Annotated in this window: 23 protein-coding genes; 15 read left to right on the plus strand and 8 right to left on the minus strand. The window is 62.9% G+C overall.

Translation table 11 applies throughout. The annotated features are described in order from the left end of the window. Positions 1-143 precede the first annotated feature (143 nt). Complete coding sequence (locus CO655_RS02590; protein ID WP_097663689.1) at positions 144-1301, minus strand: PA0069 family radical SAM protein; 1158 nt, start codon at positions 1299-1301, stop codon at positions 144-146. A 139-nt stretch (positions 1302-1440) separates the two neighbouring features. Here CO655_RS02590 and CO655_RS02595 point away from each other — a divergent pair, with 139 nt between their 5' ends. Next, complete coding sequence (locus CO655_RS02595) at positions 1441-1959, plus strand: glycosyl transferase (RefSeq protein WP_097663690.1); 519 nt, start codon at positions 1441-1443, stop codon at positions 1957-1959. 440 nt (positions 1960-2399) lie between these two features. Beyond that, a complete protein-coding gene (locus CO655_RS02600) occupies positions 2400-2720 on the plus strand; it encodes a hypothetical protein (RefSeq protein WP_010030327.1) in 321 nt (106 codons plus the stop codon). Between the two features lie 103 nt (positions 2721-2823). Here CO655_RS02600 and moaB read toward each other — a convergent pair whose 3' ends face one another. The 4 genes from moaB to CO655_RS02620 all read right to left on the minus strand — a co-directional run bounded on the left by moaB (position 2824) and on the right by CO655_RS02620 (position 7327). Next, complete coding sequence (moaB, locus tag CO655_RS02605) at positions 2824-3375, minus strand: molybdenum cofactor biosynthesis protein B (protein ID WP_097605503.1); 552 nt, start codon at positions 3373-3375, stop codon at positions 2824-2826. Next, positions 3375-4286 (minus strand): 4-(cytidine 5'-diphospho)-2-C-methyl-D-erythritol kinase, encoded by a 912-nt coding sequence (locus CO655_RS02610; RefSeq protein WP_097663691.1) that lies wholly within the window; start codon positions 4284-4286, stop codon positions 3375-3377. The genes moaB and CO655_RS02610 overlap by 1 nt, the downstream gene beginning before the upstream one ends. Before the next feature lie 57 nt (positions 4287-4343). Next, positions 4344-6179 carry a tetratricopeptide repeat protein gene (locus CO655_RS02615; RefSeq protein WP_097663692.1) on the minus strand — a complete coding sequence of 612 codons (1836 nt, stop codon included), beginning with the start codon at positions 6177-6179 and terminating at the stop codon, positions 4344-4346. 131 nt (positions 6180-6310) lie between these two features. Continuing rightward, positions 6311-7327, minus strand: a complete 1017-nt coding sequence (locus CO655_RS02620) for a polyprenyl synthetase family protein (RefSeq protein ID WP_097605500.1) — start codon at positions 7325-7327, stop codon at positions 6311-6313. 108 nt (positions 7328-7435) lie between these two features. Between CO655_RS02620 and CO655_RS02625 the strand changes: the two genes are divergently transcribed. Then, a complete protein-coding gene (locus tag CO655_RS02625; protein WP_097663693.1) occupies positions 7436-7663 on the plus strand; it encodes a DUF2007 domain-containing protein in 228 nt (75 codons plus the stop codon). Between the two features lie 7 nt (positions 7664-7670). Continuing rightward, a complete protein-coding gene (locus CO655_RS02630) occupies positions 7671-8468 on the plus strand; it encodes a methyltransferase (RefSeq protein ID WP_097663694.1) in 798 nt (265 codons plus the stop codon). Between the two features lie 39 nt (positions 8469-8507). Here the strand turns inward: CO655_RS02630 and CO655_RS02635 are convergent, their stop codons facing one another. Beyond that, on the minus strand, positions 8508-9848 hold the full coding sequence (locus CO655_RS02635) for an Nramp family divalent metal transporter (protein ID WP_097663695.1): 1341 nt from the start codon (positions 9846-9848) through the stop codon (positions 8508-8510). A gap of 183 nt (positions 9849-10031) precedes the next feature. Between CO655_RS02635 and CO655_RS02640 the strand changes: the two genes are divergently transcribed. The 11 genes from CO655_RS02640 to CO655_RS02690 all read left to right on the plus strand — a co-directional run bounded on the left by CO655_RS02640 (position 10032) and on the right by CO655_RS02690 (position 22126). Then, positions 10032-10892, plus strand: coding sequence for a S49 family peptidase (locus CO655_RS02640; RefSeq protein WP_097663696.1), 861 nt, complete (start codon positions 10032-10034; stop codon positions 10890-10892). 18 nt (positions 10893-10910) lie between these two features. Next, complete coding sequence (locus tag CO655_RS02645) at positions 10911-11102, plus strand: hypothetical protein (RefSeq protein WP_097663697.1); 192 nt, start codon at positions 10911-10913, stop codon at positions 11100-11102. A 334-nt stretch (positions 11103-11436) separates the two neighbouring features. Continuing rightward, on the plus strand, positions 11437-12615 hold the full coding sequence (locus CO655_RS02650) for an integrase core domain-containing protein (RefSeq protein ID WP_245423745.1): 1179 nt from the start codon (positions 11437-11439) through the stop codon (positions 12613-12615). Between the two features lie 136 nt (positions 12616-12751). After that, a complete protein-coding gene (locus tag CO655_RS02655; protein ID WP_010069596.1) occupies positions 12752-13708 on the plus strand; it encodes a glycine--tRNA ligase subunit alpha in 957 nt (318 codons plus the stop codon). After that, positions 13705-14256 carry an AAA family ATPase gene (locus tag CO655_RS02660; protein ID WP_010031208.1) on the plus strand — a complete coding sequence of 184 codons (552 nt, stop codon included), beginning with the start codon at positions 13705-13707 and terminating at the stop codon, positions 14254-14256. Before CO655_RS02655 ends, CO655_RS02660 begins: the two co-directional genes overlap by 4 nt. A 226-nt stretch (positions 14257-14482) precedes the next feature. Then, complete coding sequence (locus tag CO655_RS02665) at positions 14483-16231, plus strand: DUF2207 domain-containing protein (protein WP_097663699.1); 1749 nt, start codon at positions 14483-14485, stop codon at positions 16229-16231. Positions 16232-16346: 115 nt separating this feature from the next. Beyond that, on the plus strand, positions 16347-16898 hold the full coding sequence (locus CO655_RS02670) for a LemA family protein (RefSeq protein WP_097605493.1): 552 nt from the start codon (positions 16347-16349) through the stop codon (positions 16896-16898). Positions 16899-16984: 86 nt separating this feature from the next. Beyond that, entirely contained in the window at positions 16985-18247 is a 1263-nt protein-coding gene (locus CO655_RS02675; protein ID WP_010032415.1) for a 3-phosphoshikimate 1-carboxyvinyltransferase, read from the plus strand. Between the two features lie 38 nt (positions 18248-18285). After that, positions 18286-20220 carry a DUF2207 domain-containing protein gene (locus CO655_RS02680; RefSeq protein WP_097663700.1) on the plus strand — a complete coding sequence of 645 codons (1935 nt, stop codon included), beginning with the start codon at positions 18286-18288 and terminating at the stop codon, positions 20218-20220. Between the two features lie 65 nt (positions 20221-20285). Next, positions 20286-21557 carry a phosphoribosylamine--glycine ligase gene (gene purD / locus CO655_RS02685; RefSeq protein WP_010028680.1) on the plus strand — a complete coding sequence of 424 codons (1272 nt, stop codon included), beginning with the start codon at positions 20286-20288 and terminating at the stop codon, positions 21555-21557. A 104-nt stretch (positions 21558-21661) separates the two neighbouring features. Next, the gene (locus tag CO655_RS02690; protein WP_097605489.1) at positions 21662-22126 is read left to right on the plus strand and encodes a plant virulence effector HPE1-like domain-containing protein; all 465 of its coding nucleotides are present in this window, start codon (positions 21662-21664) and stop codon (positions 22124-22126) included. Positions 22127-22299: 173 nt separating this feature from the next. Here CO655_RS02690 and CO655_RS02695 read toward each other — a convergent pair whose 3' ends face one another. Then, complete coding sequence (locus CO655_RS02695; protein ID WP_097605488.1) at positions 22300-22794, minus strand: DUF523 domain-containing protein; 495 nt, start codon at positions 22792-22794, stop codon at positions 22300-22302. 213 nt (positions 22795-23007) lie between these two features. Next, positions 23008-25122 (minus strand): glycine--tRNA ligase subunit beta, encoded by a 2115-nt coding sequence (gene glyS, locus CO655_RS02700; RefSeq protein WP_097663701.1) that lies wholly within the window; start codon positions 25120-25122, stop codon positions 23008-23010. Positions 25123-25187 lie beyond the last annotated feature (65 nt).

Genomic DNA, 25187 nt, shown 5'->3' on the forward strand with positions numbered 1-25187 from the left:
CCCGATTTCCCGCAAGTCCCCGGATCAGGGCGGCGGCCGGGGACGGTCCGGCGGATGGTGGCGGTCAGGGCCATCCGCGGGAATTGCGCTCGGGCTCGAAAACAGGGCGGTTTCTCGATCGGCCGATGCGCAAATTCTATAAATCAGAGCAGCGACAGCTGGACGCCGCTGCCATCAGGCGGCACGAACAGATCGTCGCGCAGCGGCAGACCGCGCCGCGTCAGGCCGAAACGCCTTGCCGCCATTTCGAAGCGCCGGGCGATCTGCCACGCATAGGGACCGGCGCCCTTCATGCGCTTGCCGAATTCAGCGTCGTAATCCTTGCCGCCGCGCATCGAGCGCACCAGCGACATCACATGCCGGTAACGATCGGGATAATGCTGCAACAGCCAGTCGCGGAAGAGCGGGCTGACCTCAAGCGGCAGCCGCAGGATGACATAGCTCGCCTCGACGGCGCCGGCCGCCTTGGCCGATTCGAGGATGCGCTCCAGCTCGTGATCGTTCAGCGCCGGGATCAGCGGCGCGGCCATCACGGCCGTTTGGATCCCTGCTTCCGACAGCGTGTGAATGGTCTCCAGCCGACGCGGCGGCGTGGCGGCGCGCGGCTCCATCGTCCGGGCAAGCTTGCGGTCGAGCGTGGTCACCGAGATGCCGACGCGCACCAGGTTCTTCACCGCCATCTCCTGCAGAATGTCGAGATCCCGCAGGATCATCGCCGACTTGGTGACAATCGAGACCGGATGGTTCGCCTTGTTCAAAACCTCGAGAATGCCGCGCATGATGCGCCATTCCTTCTCGACCGGCTGATAGGGGTCGGTATTGGTGCCGATCGCGATCGCCCGCACCTTGTAGCCGGGCTTGGCGAGCTCCCGCTCCAGCAGCTTGGCCGCATCCGGCTTGGCGAACAGCTTCGTCTCGAAATCGAGCCCCGCCGAAAGCCCCATATAGGCGTGTGTCGGCCGGGCGAAACAATAAATGCAGCCATGCTCGCAGCCGCGATAGGGATTGATCGAGCGGTCGAAGCCGATGTCGGGCGATTCGTTGCGGGTGATGGCCGTGCGCGGCTTTTCGATCTGCACCTCGGTCTTGAACGGCGGAAGCTCTTCCAGCGTCTGCCAGCCGTCATCAAAGGTCTCCCGCTGCAGCGCCTCGAAGCGGCCGGTCGGGTTCAGTCCAGCGCCGCGCCCGCGCCGCCGGTCGACCTCGACCCTCAGCCCGGAGGAGACGATCATCGCATCGGCAATATCTGCCGTATTGGCAGGCGCGAATGCGGCCTGCCCTGCCAGGGACTGCTCTCTCATCGGATTCTCCCGCGGCGGGAGGCGATCGCCTCCGCCCGTTTTGATGATTAAATTCCTATCGGCAAAATGAGAACAATGCAAGAACAAAATACGGAAAACGCCGCTGGCAAAAATTTGTGCGGCGCATTATGACTAGGCAATGTTGACGGTTGTTCTCGAATGTCAGGATCAGGAATCCGAGCTGGCCCAGACCCTATCGGTCCTGGTGGCAGGCGCAGTGGAGGGTCTCGTCGGCGATGTGGTCGTCCTCGATCACGGCTCGCGCGACGGCACCTCGCGGGTCGCCGACGCGGCCGGCTGCCGGTTTCATTCGCATTGGGATATCAAGGACATCGTCGCGTCCGCCCGCGGCGACTGGCTGCTTTTCGTCGAGCCGGGTGCACGCCCGCAGTCGGGCTGGATCGACGAGATTGCCGAATATATCGCGCTCAACAAACTGCCGGCGCGCTTCACCGCCTCGCGCGGCTACCGGCGCCCGTTTTTCGAGCGCATCGGCCGCGCTGCGCCGCCGCTGGAACTTGGCCTGCTGATGCCGAAGAGCCAAGCGCTGGCCGCCGCCCGGAGCGGCATGCGCCTTGCCGATTTCGCCAAGGGCCGGAAGCTGCGTAAACTCGCAAGCGAATTGATTCCTTCCTGGGTGGCGCGCTCGGCGCGGTAGGGTTCTACGCTTCACTATGTCTGGGCTTGGTTCATGACTGTCCGGTTGGGACCCGCCCTAAACCCCTCCCCAACCCCTCCCCACAAGGGGGAGGGGCTAACTGCCGCACCGCTTCACGTTACCCTCCATCGTAACCATCCGGCGAACGGTAACAGCCAGCAAGACTTCTCCTTTTGGTTGCCGTCGGGCGCTACAGCTTAGTCCCTCCCCCTTGTGGGGAGGGGTTGGGGAGGGGTTTTCTCTAAGAGGCGGAGCGCCTTCGCAGAAGCATCCCCAGATCACGCAAAAAATGGCGCCCAATCAGATTTCGCGCTATAATTCGCTCATGGCGCCGCCGAAGCGCCGCGCTTCGCAACGGATGGCCATGAATGCCGGTGGACGGCAGAACAGGTCGGCGAAAATCTCCTCTTCTGCCGGGTTCCGGCGAAAGGAGGTGCGTCATGATCCGCCATATGCTTTACGGTCTTGTGGCCGTCATATCGGCGACGTTGATGATCGCGCATCCGCATTCGGCAGCATCGCAGGCGATGCTCAGTTGCGCAGGCCGGTCCGACGTCGTCAAATTCCTGGACAAGAATTTCGCTGAGAAGCTGACGGCGGTCGGGCTGGTCAACCAGAACGCCGTGCTGGAGGTCTACGCCGCCGAAAGCGGCACCTGGACGCTCGTCGTCACGGATGTTCACGGCATCAGCTGCATCCTGCTGTCGGGTGACAGCTGGGAAACGATGCCGTCTCTGCCGGGCCTTACGACCTCTAACTAATGCATGTCGCCCGGAAGTGTGCAGCGGTTCAGCGACAACGACATGCATAAAAACAAAGGGCTAAAGCGCGCCGCGATCGTTCGGATTGGCTTCTCGCGAAATTCTATTTCTGTGCGCCGCGTTTCAGATGCTCGTCGAGACGCGGCATGATCTCGACGAAGTTGCACGGCGTGCTGCGGTAGTCGAGCTGCCCCTTCAGGATGCCGTCCCAGGCATCCCGGCAGGCGCCGGGCGAGCCCGGCAGGGCGAAGATGAAGGTGGCATTGGCGACACCTGCCGTGGCGCGCGACTGGATCGTCGCCGTGCCGATCTTCTCGTAGGAGATGCGGTGAAAGACGGCGGAAAAGCCGTCCATGCGCTTTTCGAACAAGGGCTCCAGCGCTTCCGGCGTCACATCGCGGCCGGTAAAGCCGGTGCCGCCTGACGTGATGACGACATCGATGTCGCCCCGCTCGGTCCAGGCCTTGACCTGCGCGGCGATTTTGTCGCGGTCGTCAGGCACGATCGCCCGCTCGACCAGCCGGTGACCCGCTTCGGTGATCCGCGCCGCCAGCGTATCGCCGGATTTGTCGGTTTCCGGCGTGCGGGTATCCGAGACGGTGAGGACAGCGATGCCGACGGCGATAAACGGCCGCTTTTCGTCCAGACCTGCCATTACATGCCTCCCGAAACCGTTTCCGTCGCCTGGACATACCAGTCGGGCCGCTCGCCGTGAAGAGCTGACGCCGCCTCGCGCGCCGCCGCCATGCTCGTAAAAATGCCGAAGCAGGTGGCGCCGGAGCCGGACATGCGGGTGATGAGCGCGCCATGGGCCTGCAGCATCTGCGAGATCATTGTAATCTCCGGCACCAGCTCGCGCGCCGGCGCCTCCAGATCGTTGCGGGCCGAGCCGATCGCCGTCAGCCAGCCGGAAGTCCCGGACAGGCCGGCAGCAAGGCTGAGGGCCGAATTGTCCTTTGCCGCCAGCCGGCGGAAGACCTCGGGCGTCGAAACGCCCTTCAGCGGATTGGCGAGCACCATGGCAAAGGCCGGCAGCTCAGGCACGGCTTCGATCCTTTCGCCGATGCCGCGGGCAATCAGCGGCCGGCTTTCAAGGCACATCGGCACATCGGCGCCGAGCTTCAGCGCGAGGCCGGCAAGCGCCTCTACCGGCAAGTCCATGCCCCAGAGCCGCATCAGTCCGCGCAGTGTCGCGGCCGCATCGGCCGAGCCGCCGCCGATGCCGGAGGCGATCGGCAGGTTCTTTTGCAGGTGGATATGCACAGGGAAGGCGAGGGCGCCGAGCTGTTCGCGCAGGAGATCGCGGGCCCGCAACACCAGGTTGGTGCCACCGTCGCCGGCAAGCGTCTTGCCGAAAGGGCCAGACAGCGTGAAAGCGTCGGCCTGTGCAGGCAGAAAGCCCAGCCGGTCGCCGCAATCGGCGAAGGTCACCAGCATGTCGAGCAGATGGTAGCCGTCCGCCCGCTGGCCGGTCACATGCAAGGCGAGGTTGATCTTCGCGCGCGCCTCTTCGGTGACGCCCGAGCATGATGCCGAAAAGTGTGAGCGGTTTTCGGACGACATCATGCTCTATTTCTTTGATTCACCCTCGGCCAGGCCCTCTTCAGGCATGTTTGCCGCCCGTCAGGATTTCTTGTCGACCGGCGGCGGGGTGACGGGCGCCGGATCCGGCTGCTTCTTGTCGGCCGCCTTGGCATCGTCGCTTGCAGGAGGCAGGCCGTTGGCGACCTTGTCCTTGATCTTCGGAATTTCGGCGGCTTCCGGCTCGGAGGCGAGCGCCCGGTTCCACTGATAGACGGCCTCGAGCTTGCGGCCGACGCGCCAATAGGCGTCGCCCAGATGGTCGTTGATCGTCGCGTCGCCGGCCTTGATTTGTGCGGCCCGCTCCAGTTCGTCGACGGCATCGTCGAAGCGGTTGAGGCGGAAATAGGCCCAGCCGAGCGAATCGATGATGTAGCCGTCGTCAGGGCGAAGCTCGACGGCCTTCTTGATCATGCCGAGGCCTTCGTCGAGGTTCCGGTTCATGTCGATCCAGGAATAGCCGAGATAGTTCAGCACCTGCGGCTGGTCGGGATTAAGCTCCAGGGCCTTGCGGAAGTTCGGTTCGGCCTGGTCCCACTTCTTCAGCCGCTCATAGGCGATGCCGCGCTGGAAGAAGACGCTCCAGTTGGCGCGGCCGGCAATGGGGCCGATCGCTTCGACCGCCTTGTCGTAATTGGCGGCCATCGCCTCATAGTCCTTGGCATCGGAGAGCACGCTGCCATAGGCGAGGTAGCTGCGGATGTCCTTCGGATCGGAGGCGATCAGCGCCTGCAGGTGCTTGCGCGCTTCGTCCACCTTGCCGCCCTGGGCAAGGGCAAGGCCGAGCTGCAGCTCGGAGATGCGCCGCATCGGCGAATTTTCCGGCACCTTCTTGTAGAGCGCAATGGCGCGGTCCATCTGGTTCTGCTTCTCGGCGATGCCGCCGAGAAGCACCAGCGTATCGGCGCTGTTCGGGTCGAGTGCTTTGGCCGTCTGCAGGTAGAGCGAGACGATGTCCTCGGCGCCGTCGCGGTTCAGCGCGCCGCCGACCGAAAACAGCACGCCGGCAGCCCCTTCTTCAGCGGTCTTGACCTGCTGCTCCTGCTTCTCGCCCTTTTCGATGCTGTCGCGCAGCGCGTTCAGCGGCGCGTAGTTCGGCAGCAGGTTGTCGCCGACCGACACGGCGTCGAGCGCCTTCTGCTTGTTGCCCTGTGTCGCTTCGAGGCGGGCAAGCGCCATCACCGCGCGCATGAAGGTGTCGGGCGCCGTCGCACCGCCTTCCTTGTCGAGCACGGCGTCGTTCAGGTGCTGGCGGGCGGATTTCACGTCGCCGGTGACGACAGCGATCGCGCCGGCATTGTAATTCTGGAAGATGCGGAACCAGTCCGGTCCCTTCATCTTCTGAACCATGGAAAGCGCTTCCTTGCCGCGGCCGGCGCCGACGCGGGCCCAGGCAAGCAGCAGGTCGTTCATCATCCGGTCGAGATCGTTCGGGCCCTTGTACTTCAGGATGGATTCGGCGGTCTTGTAGTCGTCGCGGCGCACGGCATCCATGCCGCGCACGATCGTGGTGATGCGCTCGACGGAGGGATCGCCCTTCAGGTCGTTGGCATATTTGACGCCTTCTTTGATGTCGCCGTTGAGCAGCAGCGAAATCATCAGCCGCTGGCGGATCTCCGGATTGCCGGGCTCGATCAGCAGCGCCTTCTTGTAGAGCGCGATCGCGGTTTCATAATCATGATCGACATCGGCCGTGCGTGCGGCGAGGAAGGCGCCGGAGAAGGTGGTGACGCTATCGGCATCGAAGGTCTCGGTTTTGCCGGCATCGCCCGCCGTCTTGGCCGCATCCTCGGCGTTCACGCCGGCGACGACGCCGAGCGAAAGAACAGCCGCCAATGCTGCGCTCGTAAGAAGACGGATGGCAATTCTCTGCCGCATGAGGAAACCTTTCTTCGAGAGCGCCCGGCCATGATGCCGGTCGCAAATCAGTTGTGATCACTGATTCATAACAGGATGGCTTTTTTGAAGCGGCGCCGCAAGAAAATCAGCCTGCAATCGAGAACGTTTGGTCAGTTGACGCGCTCGATGCAGAAATCGATCACTTCCATCAGGGCGGATTTCCATACCGTATCGGGAAGCGGCGCCAGAGCGTCGCGGGCGATCGTGCCATAATGGACCGCCCGGCCGATCGTGTCGCTGAGCGTGCCGTATTTGGTGATCAGCCCGAGGGCCTTTTCCAGATTGGCGTCGCTGCTGTTGCCGGCCTCGATCGCATCGCGCCAGAAGGCGCGTTCGTCCTGCGTGCCGCGGCGATAGGCGAGGATGACGGGAAGCGTGATCTTGCCTTCGCGGAAATCGTCACCGACATTCTTGCCGAGATCGGCGGCCTTGCCGCCGTAATCCAGCGCGTCGTCGACGAGCTGGAAGGCGAGCCCCAGATTCATGCCGTAGGATTTCAGCGCGTTGCGGCCGGACCGGCCGGCCTCGGCGACGATCGGCCCGACTTCGGCGGCGGCGGCAAAGAGAGCGGCCGTCTTGGCGCGGATAACGGCGAGGTAATCATCCTCGGTCGTCTCCATGTTCTTGGCGACGGAAAGCTGCAGCACCTCGCCTTCGGCGATGATGCAGGCGGCGGAAGACAGAACGTCGAGCGCATCGAGCGAGCCGACATCGACCATCATGCGGAAGGCCTGGCCGAGCAGAAAGTCGCCGACCAGCACGCTGGCCTGGTTGCCCCAGATCATCCGCGCCGTCGATTTGCCGCGGCGCAGGTCGCTTTCGTCGACGACGTCGTCATGCAGCAGCGTCGCCGTGTGCATGAATTCGACCGATGTGGCGAGCTTGACGTGATTTTCGCCCCTGTAATCGAACAGCGAAGCGGCCGCCAGCGTCAGCATCGGCCGCAGCCGCTTGCCGCCGGACGAGATCAGATGGTTCGCCACTTCGGGGATCATCTGCACGTCGGAGCCGGCCTTGGACAGAATGAGCTGGTTCACCCGCTCCATATCCGCCCTGGTGAGATCGACCAACGGCTTTATGGATGCCAGTTTGTTTTTGCTTTCTTCAAGCGGTATGACCACGCCCAACGACCCGGACTCCTGTTCATTCATTGCAGCTGACAATAGAAAGGGGCGATGGACGCGGCAAGAGGTGAATTGTCGCGCACGGCGAAATTGGAAGGAAAATGACGGCAAATGCATGAACTTATCCGCGCCAACGACCCCGTTCTGCTCTCCTATGCCGAGAGCCTGATGAAGGATGCGGGCATTCATTGCTTCATCGCCGATCAGGGCATGAGCGTGCTGGAAGGCTCGCTCGGCATGCTGCCGCGCCGGCTGCTGGTGGACGAGGAGATGGCCGACCAGGCCCGCCGCATCCTCATCGACGCCGGTCTCGGCGGCGAATTGCGCGACAGGAGGTGAGGGTGGGATGACCGGGGAGCCTGCCCAAACCATCGATGCCTTCCATCGCGGCGCCTTTCATCTGGTGCAGCCGAAGGGCAGGGGCCATCGCGCCGGCATGGATGCGATGCTGCTTGCCGCCCTCGTTGCCGACGACCGCCCGGTCAGGGTGGCCGATCTCGGCGCCGGCGCCGGTGCGGCCGGGCTTGCCGTTGCCTCGCGCCTCACCAATGCGCACGTGGTGCTGTTCGAGCGGTCGGCCGAGATGGCCGATTATGCCCGTCGCAGCATCCTCCTGCCCGAAAATGCCCATCTCGCCGGCCGCGTCAGCGTCGTCGAGGCGGATGTGGCGCTGACCGCCAAGGCGCGCAACGATGCCGGCCTCATCGATGAGAGCTTCCACCACGTCATCATGAACCCGCCCTTCAACGATGCCGGCGACCGGCGCACGCCCGATGCGCTGAAGGCCGAAGCCCATGCGATGACCGACGGCCTGTTCGAAAGCTGGATCCGCACGGCCGGCGCCATCATGATCCCGGGCGGACAATTGTCGCTGATCGCCAGGCCCCAGTCGATCGCCGAGATCATCGATGCCTGCGGCCGGCGCTTCGGCGGCATCGAAATGACAGCCATCCATCCGCGCGAGCGTGAAAACGCCGTGCGCATTCTGGTGACTGCGATCAAGGGATCGCGGGCGCGGCTGTCGCTGCGCGCGCCGCTCTTCATGCACGAAGAGGGGAGCCACAAGTTCTCCCCTCTCGTCGACGATTTCAACAATGGCCGGGCGGCCTATGCCCGGCTTCGATCCTCAGCGGCCAGAGCATGATGCCGAAAAGTGTGAGCGGTTTTCGGACGACATCCTGTTCTAGCCGGTGACGAAGTCAATGAGCAGCTTGACGTTCAGCCCGGCGATGACGACGGCGATCACATAGGCGATGCCGCTCAGCCAGCGGGGCGCCACAAGTTCGCCCATCTTGGCCTTGCTGGCGGTGAACATCACGAGCGGGAAGACGGCGAAGGAAAGCTGCAGGCTGAGCACCACCTGTGTCAGGATCAAAAGCTCCGCCGTGCCCTGGTCGCCATACCAGATGGTGACGATCGCCGCCGGCACGATGGCGATGGCGCGGGTGATCAGCCGGCGCATCCACGGCTGCAGCCGGATCTTCAGGAAGCCTTCCATGACAATCTGGCCGGCAAGCGTCGCCGTCACCGTCGAGTTGAGGCCGCAGCAGAGCAGCGCGATGCCGAACAGCGTCGGCGCGATGGCGAGACCGAGCAGCGGCGACAGCAGCGAATGCGCCTCGCCGAGCTCGACGATGTCGGTCCTGCCATGCGCATTGAAGGCGGCAGCGGCCAGGATCAGGATCGAGGCGTTGATCAGCAGCGCGAAACAGAGCGCGACCGTCGAGTCGATCGTCGCATAGGTCAGCGCCTCCTTCTTTTCGGGAACCGTATGGCCGTACGCCCGCGTCTGCACGATGCCGGAGTGGAGGTAGAGATTGTGCGGCATGACGGTCGCGCCGAGAATGCCGAGCGCGAGATAAAGCATCTCCGGATTGGTGACGATCTCGGTGGTCGGGAAGAAGCCGGTGATGACCGAGCCCCATTGCGGGTCGGCAAGCAGGATCTGCACGCCGAAGCAGAGCGCGATGACGCCGAGCAGCGCGATGATGAAGGCTTCCACCCAGCGGAAGCCGAGTTTCTGCAGGAAGAGGATCACGAAGACGTCGAGCGCGGTGATCAGCACGCCGAGTTCGAGCGGAATGCCCATCAACAGGTTGAGGCCGATCGCCGTGCCGATCACCTCGGCGATGTCGGTGGCGATGATGGCAATTTCGGCAAAGGCCCAAAGCGGCACCGAAACCCATTTCGGATAGGCGTCGCGGCAGGCCTGCGCAAGGTCGCGACCCGAGGCGATCGCCAAGCGGGCGCAGAGCGATTGCAGGACGATCGCCATCAGGTTGGAAAGCAGTGCGACGGTGAGCAGCGCATAGCCGAATTTCGAGCCGCCGGCGAGCGAGGTCGCCCAATTGCCGGGGTCCATATAGCCGACGGCGACCATATAGCCCGGCCCGGCAAAGGCCGCCGCCCTGCGCCACCGCGAGCTGTGACGCCCGGTTCCGACGGTGCGGTAGACATCCGACAGCGACGCCTCGCCGCGTTCGTGCCGCCAGCCGCTTGTTACCTTGGGGTTGAGGGCGTCCATGCCATTTCCACCTGTTTATCGTGAGCGCACTATGACGAGTTAGAATGATAATGCAAGTCATTCGCAACAAGAAAGACCATTCTCGATGTTTTGCAAACGCGGCCATTGCGTTTGTCGTTCCAGCGCATACATGGATGCCGATCGCAGATTGACGATCGGGCGACCCGAAGCGAAGGATGGGAAATGGCCGGATTCTGGAAAAAATTGCTGCCGAAACGGTTCCGCAAGGAGGGCGTCACCATCCCGGTCGTCAGATTGCAGGGCGCGATCATCAGCGGCGGCGGCCAATTCCGGCCGACGCTCAATCTCGCCAATGTCGCGCCGGTCCTGGAAAAGGCCTTCGCCATGAAGGGCTCGCCGGCGGTTGCGATCGCCATCAACTCGCCGGGCGGCTCGCCCGTCCAGTCCCGGCTGATCTTCACCCGCATCCGCGAGCTTGCCCGCGAGAAGCAGAAGAAGGTTCTGGTCTTCGTCGAGGACGTCGCCGCCTCCGGCGGCTATATGATCGCGCTTGCCGGTGATGAGATCATCGCCGACGCCACTTCGATCGTCGGCTCGATCGGCGTCGTCTCCGGCGGTTTCGGCTTTCCCGAACTCCTGAAGAAGATCGGCGTCGAGCGGCGTGTCTATACGGCGGGCGAAAACAAGGTGATCCTCGATCCGTTCCAGCCGGAAAAGGAAAAGGACATCGAATATCTGAAGAGCCTGCAGCTCGAGATCCACCAGGTCTTCATATCGATGGTGCGCGAGCGCCGCGCCGGCAAGCTGAAGGACGACACAACGGTCTTCTCGGGCCTGTTCTGGAGCGGCACCCGCGGCCTCGAACTCGGCCTCGTCGACGGCCTCGGCGACATGCGCCAGGAGCTGAAGCGGCGCTACGGCCAGAAGACGAAGCTTGAGCTCGTCACCGCCGGTCGCGGCCTGTTCGGCCGCCGCATCCCCGGCGTGTCGCCGGTCTCGCTCGAGGGCGCCGCATCGGGACTCGCGACGGGGCTTGTCGAAGCCGCGGAAGAGAGAGCATTGTGGAGCCGCTTCGGGCTTTGAGAGGAGCAAGAGAGGGGCATGGCACAGCTTATCACCATCCTGGTCCTGGTCTTTTCGGCCTGGTGGCTCTACCGCCGCTTCGTCTCCGATGCCCGCAAGCTCACTGAAAAGTCACGCCGCGCCGAGAAGGAGCGCCAGACCGGCGCGATCGGCACGCTGGTCAAGGATCCCGTGACCGGGGAATACCGGCTGAAGCGGGATGAAGAGTAAAATTAAGAGCGGGAATTCAAGGTGCGTCGGCACTCTTCCCCATCAAGCATCTAAAACCCCTCCCCACAAGGGGGAGGGACTAACGCCCGGTCTATGGCGGTGACCAAAAGCAGAGGTCTTGCTGGCTGTTAACGTTTGGCGGATTGGTACCATAGAGGGCTACGTGAAGCGGTGCGACACGTTAGCCCCTCCCGCTATGTGGGGAGGGGTTGGGGAGGGGTCTTGGATCGGTACAGCCCGGGCAGACCCCTGACAGAATGAACCGGGTTGATGGTTGACAAGTCATAGTGCGTCGGAGGGAGGGCTTCCGATGCCATTTGTGGAGACTTGTCGCATGGAAGAACGTGTTCGGATGCTGTCGGACTATGTTTCGGGGCATTGGAGTGTGAGTGATCTTTGCCGTCGTTACGGTGTGAGCCGGGAGACATTTTACGCCTGGCGCAAGCGGCAGATGAGCGGTGCGGAAGACTGGTTTGTCGACCGCTCGCACGGTACGGTTTCGTGCCCGCATCGCACGCCGGCAGCCCTTGTCGATCAGGTGATTGCGCTGCGTCAGCGGTTTCCACATATGGGGCCGCGCAAGCTTTTGGCTTTGTTGCAGCGCCAATCGGCGCAGACATCTTGGCCGGCAGCCTCGACGATCGGCGACATCCTCAAACGAGCAGGTCTTGTGGAGGCTTCCAGGCGGCGGCGCAGGGCCCTGGATCAGGGTCGCCCGTTCAGCGAGGCAAGGCAAGCCAATGATGAATGGAGCGTGGACTTCAAGGGCTGGTTCCGCACCCGCGACCAGCAGCGCATCGATCCGCTGACGATCAGCGACAGCTACAGCCGGTTTCTGATCGATGTGCGCATTGCTCCGCAGACCATCGAGGGCGTGCGGCCGGTGTTCGAAGAGGCCTTCCGCACCCATGGCCTGCCGGTTGCGATCCGCTGTGACAATGGTTCGCCCTTCGGCAGCCATGGAGCCGGCGGCCTGACCCGATTGTCGACCTGGTGGATCAAGCTCGGCATCGAGGCGCACTTCATCGCGCCGGCATCGCCCCAGGAGAACGGCAGGCACGAACGCATGCATCGCACTCTGAAGGCCCAGACATCCAAACCGCCGGCCGACAATGCCGGCCAGCAGCAGGTCCGTTTCGATGCCTTCCGCCAGCACTACAACGAGGAGCGCCCGCATGAAGCGCTGGGCCAACGCCCGCCCGCCGACCTCTATCGGCCCTGCCAGCCGCGTGCGATGCCTGAGCGTCTCGACGATCCCTGGTATGATGCCGACCACCAGGTGCGCCGTGTACGTGACAACGGCGAGATCAAATGGAAGGGAAGCCGGCTGTTCGTCAGCGAAGCCCTTGCCGGCGAACTCGTCGGACTGAGCGAGCTGGAAAACGGCGATCACGTCGTGCGCTTCTGCAACCGCGACATCGGCCTCATCGGCCCGGACGGCCGCTTCCGTCGCTTCGCTCCGCCGCGCCCGCCCAGGCCGATGAGGCACCAAGCAGCACACACGACAGAATGAAAACTGTCAGGTATCATCCCGGTCCAAAGTGTCGACCATCAACCCGGTCGTTCAATCCGATGCCGCAAAACCCTTGACCCCTGCCGCCCTCCATGGCACCTGTCGCGCCGATCTATCAAGCCAGCGGTGCCATCCCATGTCAGCTATCCCAGACCACATGAACCCGAAGCGCTCCTTCCAGGCGCTGATCCTGACCCTGCATAGCTACTGGGCGGACAAGGGTTGCGCGGTGCTGCAGCCTTACGACATGGAGGTCGGCGCCGGCACCTTCCACCCGGCCACCACGCTGCGCGCCCTCGGGCCGAAACCTTGGAAGGCGGCTTACGTCCAGCCCTCCCGCCGCCCGTCGGACGGCCGCTATGGCGAAAACCCGAACCGCCTGCAGCATTATTACCAGTACCAGGTCATCCTGAAGCCGAACCCGCCGAACCTGCAGGAACTCTACCTCGGCTCGCTGGCGGCGATCGGCCTCGATCCGCTGCTGCACGACATCCGCTTCGTCGAGGACGATTGGGAAAGCCCGACGCTCGGCGCCTGGGGCCTCGGCTGGGAGTGCTGGTGCGACGGCATGGAGGTCTCGCAGTTCACCTATTTCCAGCAGGTCTGCGGCATCGAATGCGCGCCCGTCGCCGGTGAACTGACCTACGGTCTCGAGCGACTCGCCATGTATGTCCAGGGCGTCGACAATGTCTACGACCTGAACTTCAACGGCCGCGAGGGCGACGAGAAGATCAGCTATGGCGACGTCTTCCTGCAGGCCGAGCAGGAATATTCGCGTCACAATTTCGAATTCGCCAATACCGAGATGCTGCATCGTCACTTCGTCGATGCCGAGAAGGAATGCCGGGCCCTCCTCGATGCCGGCGCTCCCGGCGACAACGCCAACCAGCGCCTGCACAAATGCGTCTTCCCGGCCTATGACCAGTGCATCAAGGCCAGCCACGTCTTCAACCTGCTCGATGCTCGCGGCGTCATCTCGGTCACCGAGCGCCAGAGCTATATCCTGCGGGTGCGCACGCTCGCCAAGGCTTGCGGCGAAGCCTTCCTGCTGACCGACGCCGGCGGCGTCAACCTGGGCAAAGAGGCGGCGTGACGCAAAAGCCTGCCAGCCGCATCGTCCATATCAACGGCTGGCCAGGCACCGGCAAGCTGACGGTCGGTCGCTTGCTGGCGAAAAGGCTTGGCGCGCGGCTCATCGACAATCACATGCTGCTCAATCCAGCAGAGGCTCTTTTCGCTCGCGGAAACCCTCTGCATGCATCGCTGCGCGAGCAGATTCGCCGAGCGGTTTTCGACCACGCTGCGCGCGCCGATCCGGCTGAAAGCTTCGTCTTTACCGATGCCCTTTCGGACGACGCGGATGATAGTGCGATGTTCTCCTGGTATCTCGATCTGGCTGCCGCCAGAGGCGCGGATCTGGTCGCGGTTCTCCTCGACTGCGCGCCGGAGGAGAATGCCAGGCGCCTCATCTCGCCGGGCCGGTCCGAGGCGCTCAAGCTGACGGATACGGCGAAGCTGCAACGGCTCCGGGCAAACTATAAACTGTTGCGCGGGCTGGCTGAACACACAGTCGAAATTGATACGACGGAGCTTTCACCGGAAGGGACGGCGGGCCGGATTCTCGCGCATATCGGTGTTTGACGACAGCCGGGAATCCTGCACTCCATATTGTCTTCGTGATGCCGTCGGCGTCAATCTGACGAGGCACATCCAAAAAAAGTCCTGCGCTCCAGGGACAGGCTTCTTTTGTATTGCGCAAACCATCGCTACGTTATCATCTGGTGTTGCGACAACGTAAGCTTCGGTATCTCTTTTGAAGAGCGATATTTTTTACTTTAAAATTTCATATGAAAATTCCGTCGTCAGTATGTTGCGCCTTTTATCATGGCCGATCTTATGCGCCATGCTGCTCGCGCTGACCTCGTGCAGCAATTTCGACCGAGATTTCACCGTCCAATCGGCAAACAGTACGGTTGAGGTCTACACCGACGGCACTGCCTTTGTGTCGGAGTTCTTCGACCTCGAGGTCAAAATGGCGGAAAATTACGGCGGCGTTTACGTTGATATCCCTCAACGTTTCACGGATGCGTCAGGTGGTGTTCACTGGCGCGATTTCCAACTGGCCGCAGCTCGGCGCGGCGGACTCGATGAATATTTTTCCATAGAAAACAATGTGCCGGGCTATTCGATTTATATAGGAATGGAGCACTGCAAAAGTTGCTCCGCAGATCTGCCCAAGGTTCCTACAAAGATCCAGATCGCTTACTGGCTCGGACGCCTGGTTCGTCAGGAAGGCAACCGCGAGGTTCTCTTCCTGCCAGCCTATATGGGTCGCGTGCACGGCCAGGGAGCGAAAAAAACGCTGACCCTGAAGCTGCCGCCGGGCGGAACGTTACGCCCTTCGCAACAGGATCGGGCGGCGGCCTATGACGTCACGCGCAGCGCGCCGAATGAGCTCTTGGTGTCGATTCCAGCAGGCAAGGGGGATAGAGTCCTGCCTGATATCGAGATCGAATATCCCGCAGGGACCTTTGTGATTGTAACAAGCGGGAAGCGGATACAGTGGTGGCTTTCCGATCACTTTCTCCCCTTCATAAGCATTTTAGGGCCGCTGATCGTCGCTCTGGTCGCTATCCTCAAATTTCGACCGTCCTGGCTTGTGCCTGCACCATTGATAACTGTCGACACCAAAATAACGCAAAACATATCCCCCGCTCTTGCGGCCTATCTGTTCCGGAATTGGAAGGCAGATGCGGCAAAAGCGGCCTTCCTGGCGTCCGTCTGCCAACTCGCAGTAAAGCGAATGCTTCGCATTTCCAGCCTGGATGAGGATGCGGAGGCTTCGAACTTAATCACAAAGCAAGAGCGCAAGAAGGGCAAACCGGGTCGTTCCAGGTGGTATGCTCTTCCGGCTGCGACGCGCTTGGTATTCGGCCAAATTGAAGGAGAGCGGCCTGCCGGCGATCGGCGCAGAGTTAAAAATGCCCGGCCTGATGTGAGGGATGAATTGCACAGAACAGTCACCGAGGAATATCAGAAGATCAGAGGCACAGATCGATGGAGCTTGGCGACTGCTGCGACCGTTCTGGTTCTTGGCATTGTCGTCGCCTCATTCTCGGGCCTTTTGATTTTTTCCGCGGCCATCTGCGGGATATTGTTGGTTCTTTTGATCGTTGCAACGATGTTTCGCCATCCGGAGCGGTTTCCCGTGGCCACCGGCACCTCCGAGCAGTTCGCACAGGCGACTTTTTTGTTTGTGGGGCTTCCGGCGATTGTGATTGCTGCGCTTTCCTATATCGGCACGACCAAGGTGATCAGCGAACAGTGGCCATATCTGACGGCGATCTTGCTGCACATCGCCGGCATTATCGCGGTTTTCGCGATGCTGCGCATGCCAACGCCGAAGCAGCGGCAGATCCGCAATAATATCCTCAATTTGAATCGTTATATCAGCGGCGAGATAAACGGCCCGACAATGTCGGTCGAATGCTACGAGCACAATCTGCCATTCGCAGTCGCGCTCAACGTCGAGCAGCGCTGGACCGAACGCTTCAATCTGTGGCGAGAGAGCCAGAAGATGGATGCCTATGCTCCGGATTGGCTGATAACCTCTTAGTCAGCAGAGTATCCATCAAAGTCTCATCGAAACCGGCTGAAGAATTGTTTCGCCACGATGACTTTCCATGGCCGAATCACTAACGTGCGATCATCGAATCGGGGAGCCCATCTGCATGTTTGTCATACTCGCTATTGTCGCTGTCATCGCGCTTTACATCGTCTTCATCTATAACGGCCTTGTTCGCTCCCGGCAGATGGCGCAAGAGGCCTGGTCGGGCATCGATGTGCAGCTGAAGCGCCGCGCCGATCTGATCCCGAACCTGATCGAGACCGTCAAGGGTTATGCCGCCCATGAGAAGTCGACGCTCGAGGAGGTGGTTGCGCTCCGGAACAAGGCGCAGGCCGTGCCATCAGGCGATGTCGCCGGCAGGGCGCAGGTGGAAGGGCTGCTCGGCCAGGCGCTCGGGCGGGTCATCGCGCTCGCCGAGGCCTATCCGGATCTCAAGGCCAACCAGAATTTTGCCGAGCTGCAGGATTCGCTGGAAACCATGGAGGGCGAGCTGCAGATGTCGCGGCGTTATTACAATGGTGCGGCCCGCGATCTCAACGTCAAGGTCGAAAGCTTCCCCTCCAATCTCGTCGCCGGCCAGTTCGGTTTTGCCAAGCGGGAATATTTCGAAATCACCAATGAGGCCGATCGTGCCGTCCCCAGCGTGAAATTCTGATGGTCCGGCATTTTGCCTTTGCCAGAAAGCGATTAAGAGCAAGGGCAGATTGCGGCCGGCAATGGTCGCTCCATGGAAGAAACAACATGACACGCACAGCCAAACTCACGATCATCCCGCCTGCCGGGCCGCTTTCGGGCCGCGCCATGCCGCCGGGTTCGAAGTCGATCACCAATCGGGCACTGCTGCTCGCCGGCCTTGCCAAGGGCACGAGCCGGCTGACCGGCGCGCTGAAGAGCGACGATACGCGTTATATGGCCGATGCGCTGCGCGCCATGGGCGTTGCGATCGACGAGCCCGACGAGACCACCTTCGTTGTAACAGGCAGCGGCCGGCTCCTGCCGCCGAAGGCGCCGCTCTTCCTCGGCAATGCCGGTACGGCCACACGCTTCCTGACGGCGGCGGCCGCGCTCGTCGACGGCACCGTCATCGTCGACGGCGACGAGCACATGCGCAAGCGCCCGATCGGCCCGCTGGTCGAGGCGATGCGCACGCTCGGCATCGACGTGAGCGCCGAGACCGGCTGCCCGCCGGTCACCGTCAGGGGTACCGGCCGCTTCGAGGCCGACCGGATCCTGATCGATGGCGGGTTGTCCAGCCAATATGTCTCGGCGCTGCTGATGATGGCGGCCGGCGGCGACCGTCCTGTTGACATCGAACTCGTCGGCGAGGATATCGGCGCGCTCGGCTATATCGATCTCACCACGGCGGCGATGAAGGCCTTCGGCGCCAAGGTCGAAAAGACCAGCCCCGTCACCTGGCGCGTCGAGCCGACCGGCTACCGCGCCGCCGATTTCGTCATCGAGCCGGATGCGTCCGCCGCCACCTATCTCTGGGCGGCCGAGGTGCTGAGCGACGGCAAGATCGATCTCGGCGTGCCGAACGATGCCTTCACCCAGCCGGATGCCAAGGCCTACGAGATAATCGCCAAGTTCCCGCATCTGCCGGCCGAAATCGATGGCTCGCAGATGCAGGATGCCGTTCCGACGATCGCCGTGCTTGCCGCCTTCAACGAGACGCCGGTCCGCTTCGTCGGCATCGCCAACCTGCGCGTCAAGGAATGCGACCGTATCCGCGCCCTGTCCACCGGGCTCAACAATATCCGCCAAGGCCTGGCCGTCGAGGAGGGTGACGATCTGATCGTCCATTCCGATCCTGCTCTCGCCGGTCAGACGCTGCCGGCCGCGATCGACACCTTCGCCGATCACCGTATCGCCATGAGCTTTGCGCTCGCCGGACTGAAGATCGACGGCATCACCATTCTCGATCCCGATTGCGTCGGCAAGACCTTCCCGGCTTACTGGCGCACGCTCGCCGCACTCGGCGTGACATATCGGGACAAGGATTGACGGAAAGCGCAGTCGAGGCTGCCGGCGGGGAGACAGGGATGGGGCGTCGGTTTTTCGGTTTTTGCTTGGCGCTCATCTTGTTGGTGGTCGCCCCGGCGGCCTTTGCCACGGAGCTGATCGACAGTTTCGTCTCCGACATTGCGCTCGAAAAGAGCGGTGCGATGACGGTGACGGAAACCGTCACCGTCAATGCCGAGCGCGATCGGATCAAGCACGGCATCTTCCGGGACTTCCCGCTCTATTTCACCGATGCCGGCGGCCGTCGCCGCAGCGTCGACTTCGACATCGTCTCGGTGAAGCGCGATGGCGAGGATGAGCCCTGGCACACGGAACAGATATCAGGCGGCATCCGCATCTATACGGGATTGGCCGAGCTGACCGTGGCGCCGGGCCGTCACCGCTACGTCTTCACCTACAGGACCAACCGCCAGATCCGCTATTTCGACGATCATGACGAACTCTACTGGAACGCCACCGGCAATGGCTGGCTCTTCCCGATCCGCTCGGCCACCGCGACGGTGCAGCTGCCGCCCGGTGTCGCTGCCACGGGGACGACCTTTTTCACCGGCCCGAAGGGCGCGACGGAGAAGAATGCCCGCGTCAGCCAAACCGCAGCCGGCCTCGTCTTTTCCACCACCGCGCCGCTCAATCCCATGGATGGGCTGACCTTCGCGATCCGCATGCCGAAAGGGTCGATCGACCCGCCGAGCAAGGATATGGAGAGCACATGGTGGCTGAAGGATAACCGCGATTATTTCATCGGCTTCGGCGGCCTGATCCTGGTGTTCGCCTATTATGGGAGATCTTGGTGGAAGGTCGGCCGCGATCCCGCCCGCGGTGTCGTCGTGCCGCGCTGGGATGCGCCGGAGGGCATCTCGCCGGCTTTGGTCAACTATATCGACAATAAGGGCTTCTCCGGCGGTGGCTGGACCGCGCTTGCCGCAACCGCCCTCGATCTGGCCGTCCGCGGTTACGTCAAGCTCGAAGATCTCAAGAATTCGATCACCATACGCGGCACCGGCAGGCCGCTCGACAGGCAAAAACTGCAGGCCGGCGAGACCGAGCTCCTGAAAGCCGCCGGCGGCGCCGGCAGGACGCTGACGATCGACAAAGCCAATGGCGAGCATGTGAAATCGGTGGGTCAAGCCTTCCGCTCGGCGATCGAGAAGGAGCACCGCGGCAAATATTACAATTCCAATATCGGCTATACCATAGGCGGCGTCGCGCTCAGTGCCGTCTTCCTGGCGGCGCCGTTCGTTGTCGGGTCGCTCGAGCCCGATACGGTCGTGCTGATGCTGATGCCGATCGCCATCTCGGTCTTCATTGCCGTCTTGGTCGCCAGGTTCACCCGGCCGCTTTATCGCGGCAGATCGCTGTTCGGCAAGATCATCGCACTCGTGGTCACATCAATCGTTGTTTTCGTCGGGGTGAGCATCCTTCTGCTCAGCGTTCTGGCCTTCGCCTCTTCGCTCGTGGAACTGCACGAGACGCCGATGCTCTTTGCGATCGGCGGCATCGTGCTGCTCAACATCCTCTATTTCTTCATCATGGGCGCGCCGACCCCGCTCGGTGCCAGGATGATGGACGGCGTTGATGGCCTGCGGCAATATCTGACGCTGGCCGAGAAGGACCGCATGAACATGGCCGGCGCGCCCGAAATGTCGCCGCAGCATTTCGAGACGCTGCTGCCTTATGCGGTGGCGCTCGGTGTCGAAAAACCCTGGTCGCGCACCTTCGAGACCTGGTTTGCGGCTGCCGCCGCCGGCACGGCCGTGGCCTACGACCCCTCCTGGTATTCCGGCGATTTCGACAGCGGCCGCTTTTCCGACCGCGTCGGCGGGTTCTCCTCGTCGATGGCCTCAACCATCGCCTCGACGATCCCTTCGCCACCGCCGTCGAGCTCGTCATCCGGCTTTTCCGGCGGCGGCTCCTCCGGTGGGGGCGGCGGCGGTGGCGGAGGCGGGGGCTGGTAAGCTTTCCCGCTTGACCTTTCGGCGCTTGGCCCTTAACCGCCAGGGACAAAAGGAAAGGGTGGCGCATGAAGGTTCTGTTGATCGGATCGGGCGGACGCGAGCACGCACTCGCCTGGAAGCTGGCGCAATCGCCGTTGCTGAGCGAATTCTATGCCGCACCCGGCAATCCCGGCATTGCCGAACACGCCATCCTCATACCCGTGAATATCGACGATCATGAAGCGGTCGCCGCTTTCTGCCGGGAGAAGGCGATCGATTTCGTCGTCGTCGGCCCGGAAGCGCCGCTCGTTGCCGGCCTTGCCGACCGCTTGCGCGCCGATGGCCTGGCCGTCTTCGGTCCCTCCGCCGCTGCCGCCCAGCTCGAGGGCTCCAAGGGTTTCACCAAGGATATCTGCGCCCGCTACGGCATTCCCACAGGCGCCTATCAGCGCTTCAACAACGCGCCGAAGGCCAAGGCCTATATTCGCGCTCAGGGCGCGCCGATCGTCGTCAAGGCCGACGGCCTGGCCGCCGGCAAGGGCGTGACGGTGGCGATGACGCTGGATGAAGCCTTGGCCGCCGTCGACGACTGCTTCGAGGGCGCCTTTGGCGCGGCCGGCGCCGAAGTCGTCGTCGAAGCCTATCTCGATGGCGAGGAGGCGAGCTTCTTCTGCCTCTGCGATGGCAGACATGCGCTGCCGCTGGCAACCGCCCAAGACCACAAGCGGGTGGGCGAGGGCGATACCGGCGTCAATACCGGCGGCATGGGCGCCTATTCGCCGGCGCCCGTGATGACCGCCGAAATGGTCGAGCGCACCATGAAGGAGATCATCGAGCCGACGATCCGCGGCATGGCCGAAAGCGGCCATCCCTTCTCCGGCGTATTTTTTGCCGGATTGATGATCACCGAGAAGGGTCCGGAACTCATCGAATACAATGTCCGCTTCGGCGATCCCGAATGCCAGGTGCTGCTGATGCGGCTGAAGAGCGATCTGCTGCCGCTGCTTTTGGCTACCGCCAACGGCACGCTCGATCAGGTGAGCGCCGACTGGAGCGACGATCCGGCACTGACTGTCGTCATGGCCTCGAAGGGCTATCCCGGCGCCTATGAAAAGAACACGCCGATCCTCTCCCTGCCGGAGGTGGGCGACGGCGAGAAAGTGTTTCATGCCGGCACGGGTCTGAAGGACGGCGCGCTGGTTGCGACCGGCGGCCGCGTGCTGAACGTCACCGCGACCGGCGGCACGGTCGCCGAGGCGAGCGACCGCGCCTACGCCCTGCTCGACAAGGTCCGCTGGGATAACGGCTTCTGCCGCCGCGACATCGGCTGGCGGGCGATCGAGCGCGAAAAAGCCTGATATCAGGTGTAAACCGGCGCCTTCGTTAAATTTTTACCCTTTCCCCTGACGGGATGGAAACAAAGCTGCGTTAAAACACTCTCATAGTGAGACGGAGCGGCTTCATGCGTCAGATTTTCCTCGGTGCGGCAATCCTGCTGATGGCGGGTTCGGCAATGGCCTCCTCGATCGAGGTGATCGGCAAGGCCGCGCCGCGCGCTGCCGAGGGCAGCATCGTCACCGAAAGCTGCGCCGATTGCCCGCCGCTGCAGGCCGAGATCACCAAGAAGGATTATACGGTGCCGGAACTGAAGCCCGGCGCCGTGCAGGCGACCGAGGTCCGTGATGTCGGCGGCGAAAAGAAGATCTATCGCACCGAAGCCTGGATGGGCGGTTCGCCCGTGGTCTTCGTCAGCAAAGCGACCCCGGAAGCGATGATTGCCGCCGCGCCTTCAGCCCCGGCCGCAGATGGCATCGATATGAACGCCACCACCGCCGCCGTCATCGGCAGCGATGCCCGGCCGGTTGCCGCCGGCATGGCCGAACAGCCGGCGCCGCTGAACGTGTCCGAATTCAAGCTGCGGTTCTAAAAACTTTCCAGCTTCTTCCGTCCTGATTTGCGTGAAGAAAAAGTTCCCTGCCCCTGCCCGATCAAGGTTTCGATCGTTGGGGTTCCACGTCAGGTGGACCGGATGCACCCTCGAAGAGAAGCGGGGGTGCATTCTGTTTTGACCTAGAGACAGCGCCGGCAGATACGCCGCTTTCACGTCGCGTGCGCCACGCGTTCGATCAGCCGCTCGATCTCGCGATCGGAAAACACTTCGATACCGGCCGCTTTCAGCGCCGCCGCCGTCACGCCGTTGCCGGCCTGCCTGCGGCCGGAAAAGCTGCCATCATAGATGAAAGCCGAGCCGCAGGACGGGCTGCCGTCGATGAGCAGCGCATAGCGGCAGTCGGCCTGCCTTGCGAGCGCCACGGCGTTCTCCGCCGCCTGCAGGAAGTCTTCCGTCACATCGCCACCGGTGATCTCGACAACCCGCGCCGTGCCGCCCAGCACCTCTTCGCCCGTTGCCGCGCCGGCGATCTCCGCCGGCGGCCGCGGCACCGGCATGCCCGCCGACATTTCCGGACAGATCGTCACCAGCCGCCCCTCGGCGCGCCAGCGCTCTATCGCCGGATGCACCAACGGCTTCGCCCGCCCGTCATAGCGGACGGCGTAGCCCATAAGACAGGCGCTGACGAGAATCTTGTCTTGCATGCCTGTTTGATAGCGCCACGGCGGCGACAATGCCAGTGTTGGATGACCTCGTATTGCGTGATCATTCCTCGGCGGTGGCTCGAAGATCCTGCGCCTCGATTGGCACTTACGATAGGACGGCACACCTCTCCTCCGTCGTCCTCGGGCTTGACCCGAGGACCCATGGCCGCATGTATTGCGTTTAAGTTAAAACGCCCAGCCGAAACCCGGCTTTCAGCCCGAAATCTTCGAGAAATCCGCAACCGTTCCCGTCGCTTCGCGGATCAGCCGCAAGAGGGCGAGGCGGTTGGCGCGGATGGCGGCGTCCTCGTCGTTGACCAGCACCTCTTCGAAGAAGCGGTCGACCGGGCCGCGCAGCTTGGAGAGAGCTTCCATCGCCGAACGGAAATCTTCCCCGGCCACGGCATCCGCCGCATCCTTCGAGGCAGCTGATATGGCGGCAAACAGCTCCTTCTCGGCGTCGAGTTTCAGGAGTGCCGGGGATACGCCGTCGGCAATGACGGTGCCCTTCTTTTCCTCGGCGGCGAGCAGCTGCGTCGCGCGCTTGGTGCCGGCAAGCAGGTTCTTGCCGTCTTCCGAGGTGATGAAGGCCGTCAGCGCTTCGACGCGGCGCGCCACCATCAGCAAGTCGTCGGCATCGGGCGTCAGCACGGCGTCGATGAGATCGTGGCGGGCGCCCTGATCGCGCAGATAGACCTTCAGCCGGTCGTGGAAGAAGGAGAGCAGATCGCCATCCCTTGTTGTCGCCAGCAGCGGCAGGCGGACCCTTCGCTCCAGCAGGATCCTGACGACACCGAGGGCTGCCCGCCGCAGCGCAAAGGGATCCTTCGATCCCGTCGGCTTTTCGTCGATCGCCCAGAAGCCGGTCAGCGTGTCGAGCTTGTCGGCAAGCGCCAGCGTGATCGCCACCTTGTCTTCCGGCACCCGGTCGGACGGGCCTTGCGGCTTGTAGTGATCCTCGACGGCCGCGGCGACAGAGGCGTTTTCGCCCTGCAGCACCGCATATTTGCGGCCCATCAGGCCCTGCAGTTCCGGAAATTCGCCAACGGCTTCGGTGCGCAGATCGGCCTTGGCGAGCACGGCGGCGCGATCGGTGAGCGCCGTATCGGCGCCGGTGACGGCAGCCAGCTCCTTCGCCAGCGCCCGGACGCGGGCGACACGGGCGCCCTGCGTGCCGAGCTTGGCATGGAACGTCACGTCGAGCGCGTCGAGCTTGGCCATGCGCTGATCGAGCGGCTTCTTCAGGTCGAGGCCGAACTTTGCCGCCGAAGCTGCAAGCGTCTCGAGATCCGGCAAATTGCCCTGGTCGCGCTTCCAGAAATGCAGCGCGTCCGAAAGCCGGGCCCGCACCACCTTGCCGTTGCCGTGGACGATTTCCTTGCCGCCGTCATGCGCCTGGATGTTGGAGACGAGGATGAACCGGTTCGACAGCGTCTCCTCGCCCTGCTTGCGGGTGACGAAGCACTTCTGGTTGGTTTTGATCGTCAGCCGGATGATTTCCGAGGGGATGGAGAGGTAATCCTCTTCGAAGGAACCCATCAGCACCTGCGGCCATTCGACGAGGCCGGAGACTTCCTCCAGCAAGCCTTCGTCTTCCACCAGTTCGAGCCCGTTGGCGAAGGCGATGTCGCGCGCGTCGTGCAGGATGATGTCCTTGCGCCGCTCGGCATCGAGGATGACCTTCGCCCTTTCCAGGCTCGCTGCATAATCGTCGAAGCGCCGAACGGTGATCGCCTCGGGCGCATGGAAACGATGGCCGTAGGTGATGTTGGAGGCGGTGATGCCGTCGATCTCGAAGGGGATGACGACTGTCTCCTCATGCTCGGGGCCGAAGGTGCAGACGATCGACTGCAGCGGCCGCACCCAGCGCAGCGCGCCGGACTTGGAGGAGGCCTTGCCCCAGCGCATCGACTTCGGCCAGGGGAAATCGCGGATGATGGCGGGCATCACCTCGGCGACGATCTCTTCCGCTGCGCGGCCGGGCTTGGAGATGACCGCGACGTAGAAATCGCCCTTCTTCGGATCGCTGACCACCTGCGCCTCGGAGACCGACGAAAGGCCGGCGCCGCGCAGGAAACCTTCGATCGCCTTCTCATTGGCGTCGGTGCGCGGCCCCTTGCGCTCTTCGCGCACATCGGCCGAGCGCGCCGTCAGGCCGTGAATGTCGAGCGCCAGCCGCCGCGGCGTCCAATATTCGCGCGCCCCCTCATAGGACAGACCCGCTTCGACGAGCGCATCGGTGACGAGCTTCTTCAGGTCGCCGGCAGCCTTGCGCTGCATGCGGGCCGGAATCTCTTCGGAGCGGAGTTCGAGAAGAAGGTTTGGCATGTCACACTTTTCCTTGCGCCCGCGGGCAGGGCGATCCAAAACGTTGCTTCTGCTATCAAAGAATG

Origin of the sequence: Rhizobium sp. M1 (genome assembly GCF_002531805.1) — a bacterium.
Taxonomy (GTDB): Bacteria; Pseudomonadota; Alphaproteobacteria; order Rhizobiales; family Rhizobiaceae; genus Rhizobium; species Rhizobium etli_C.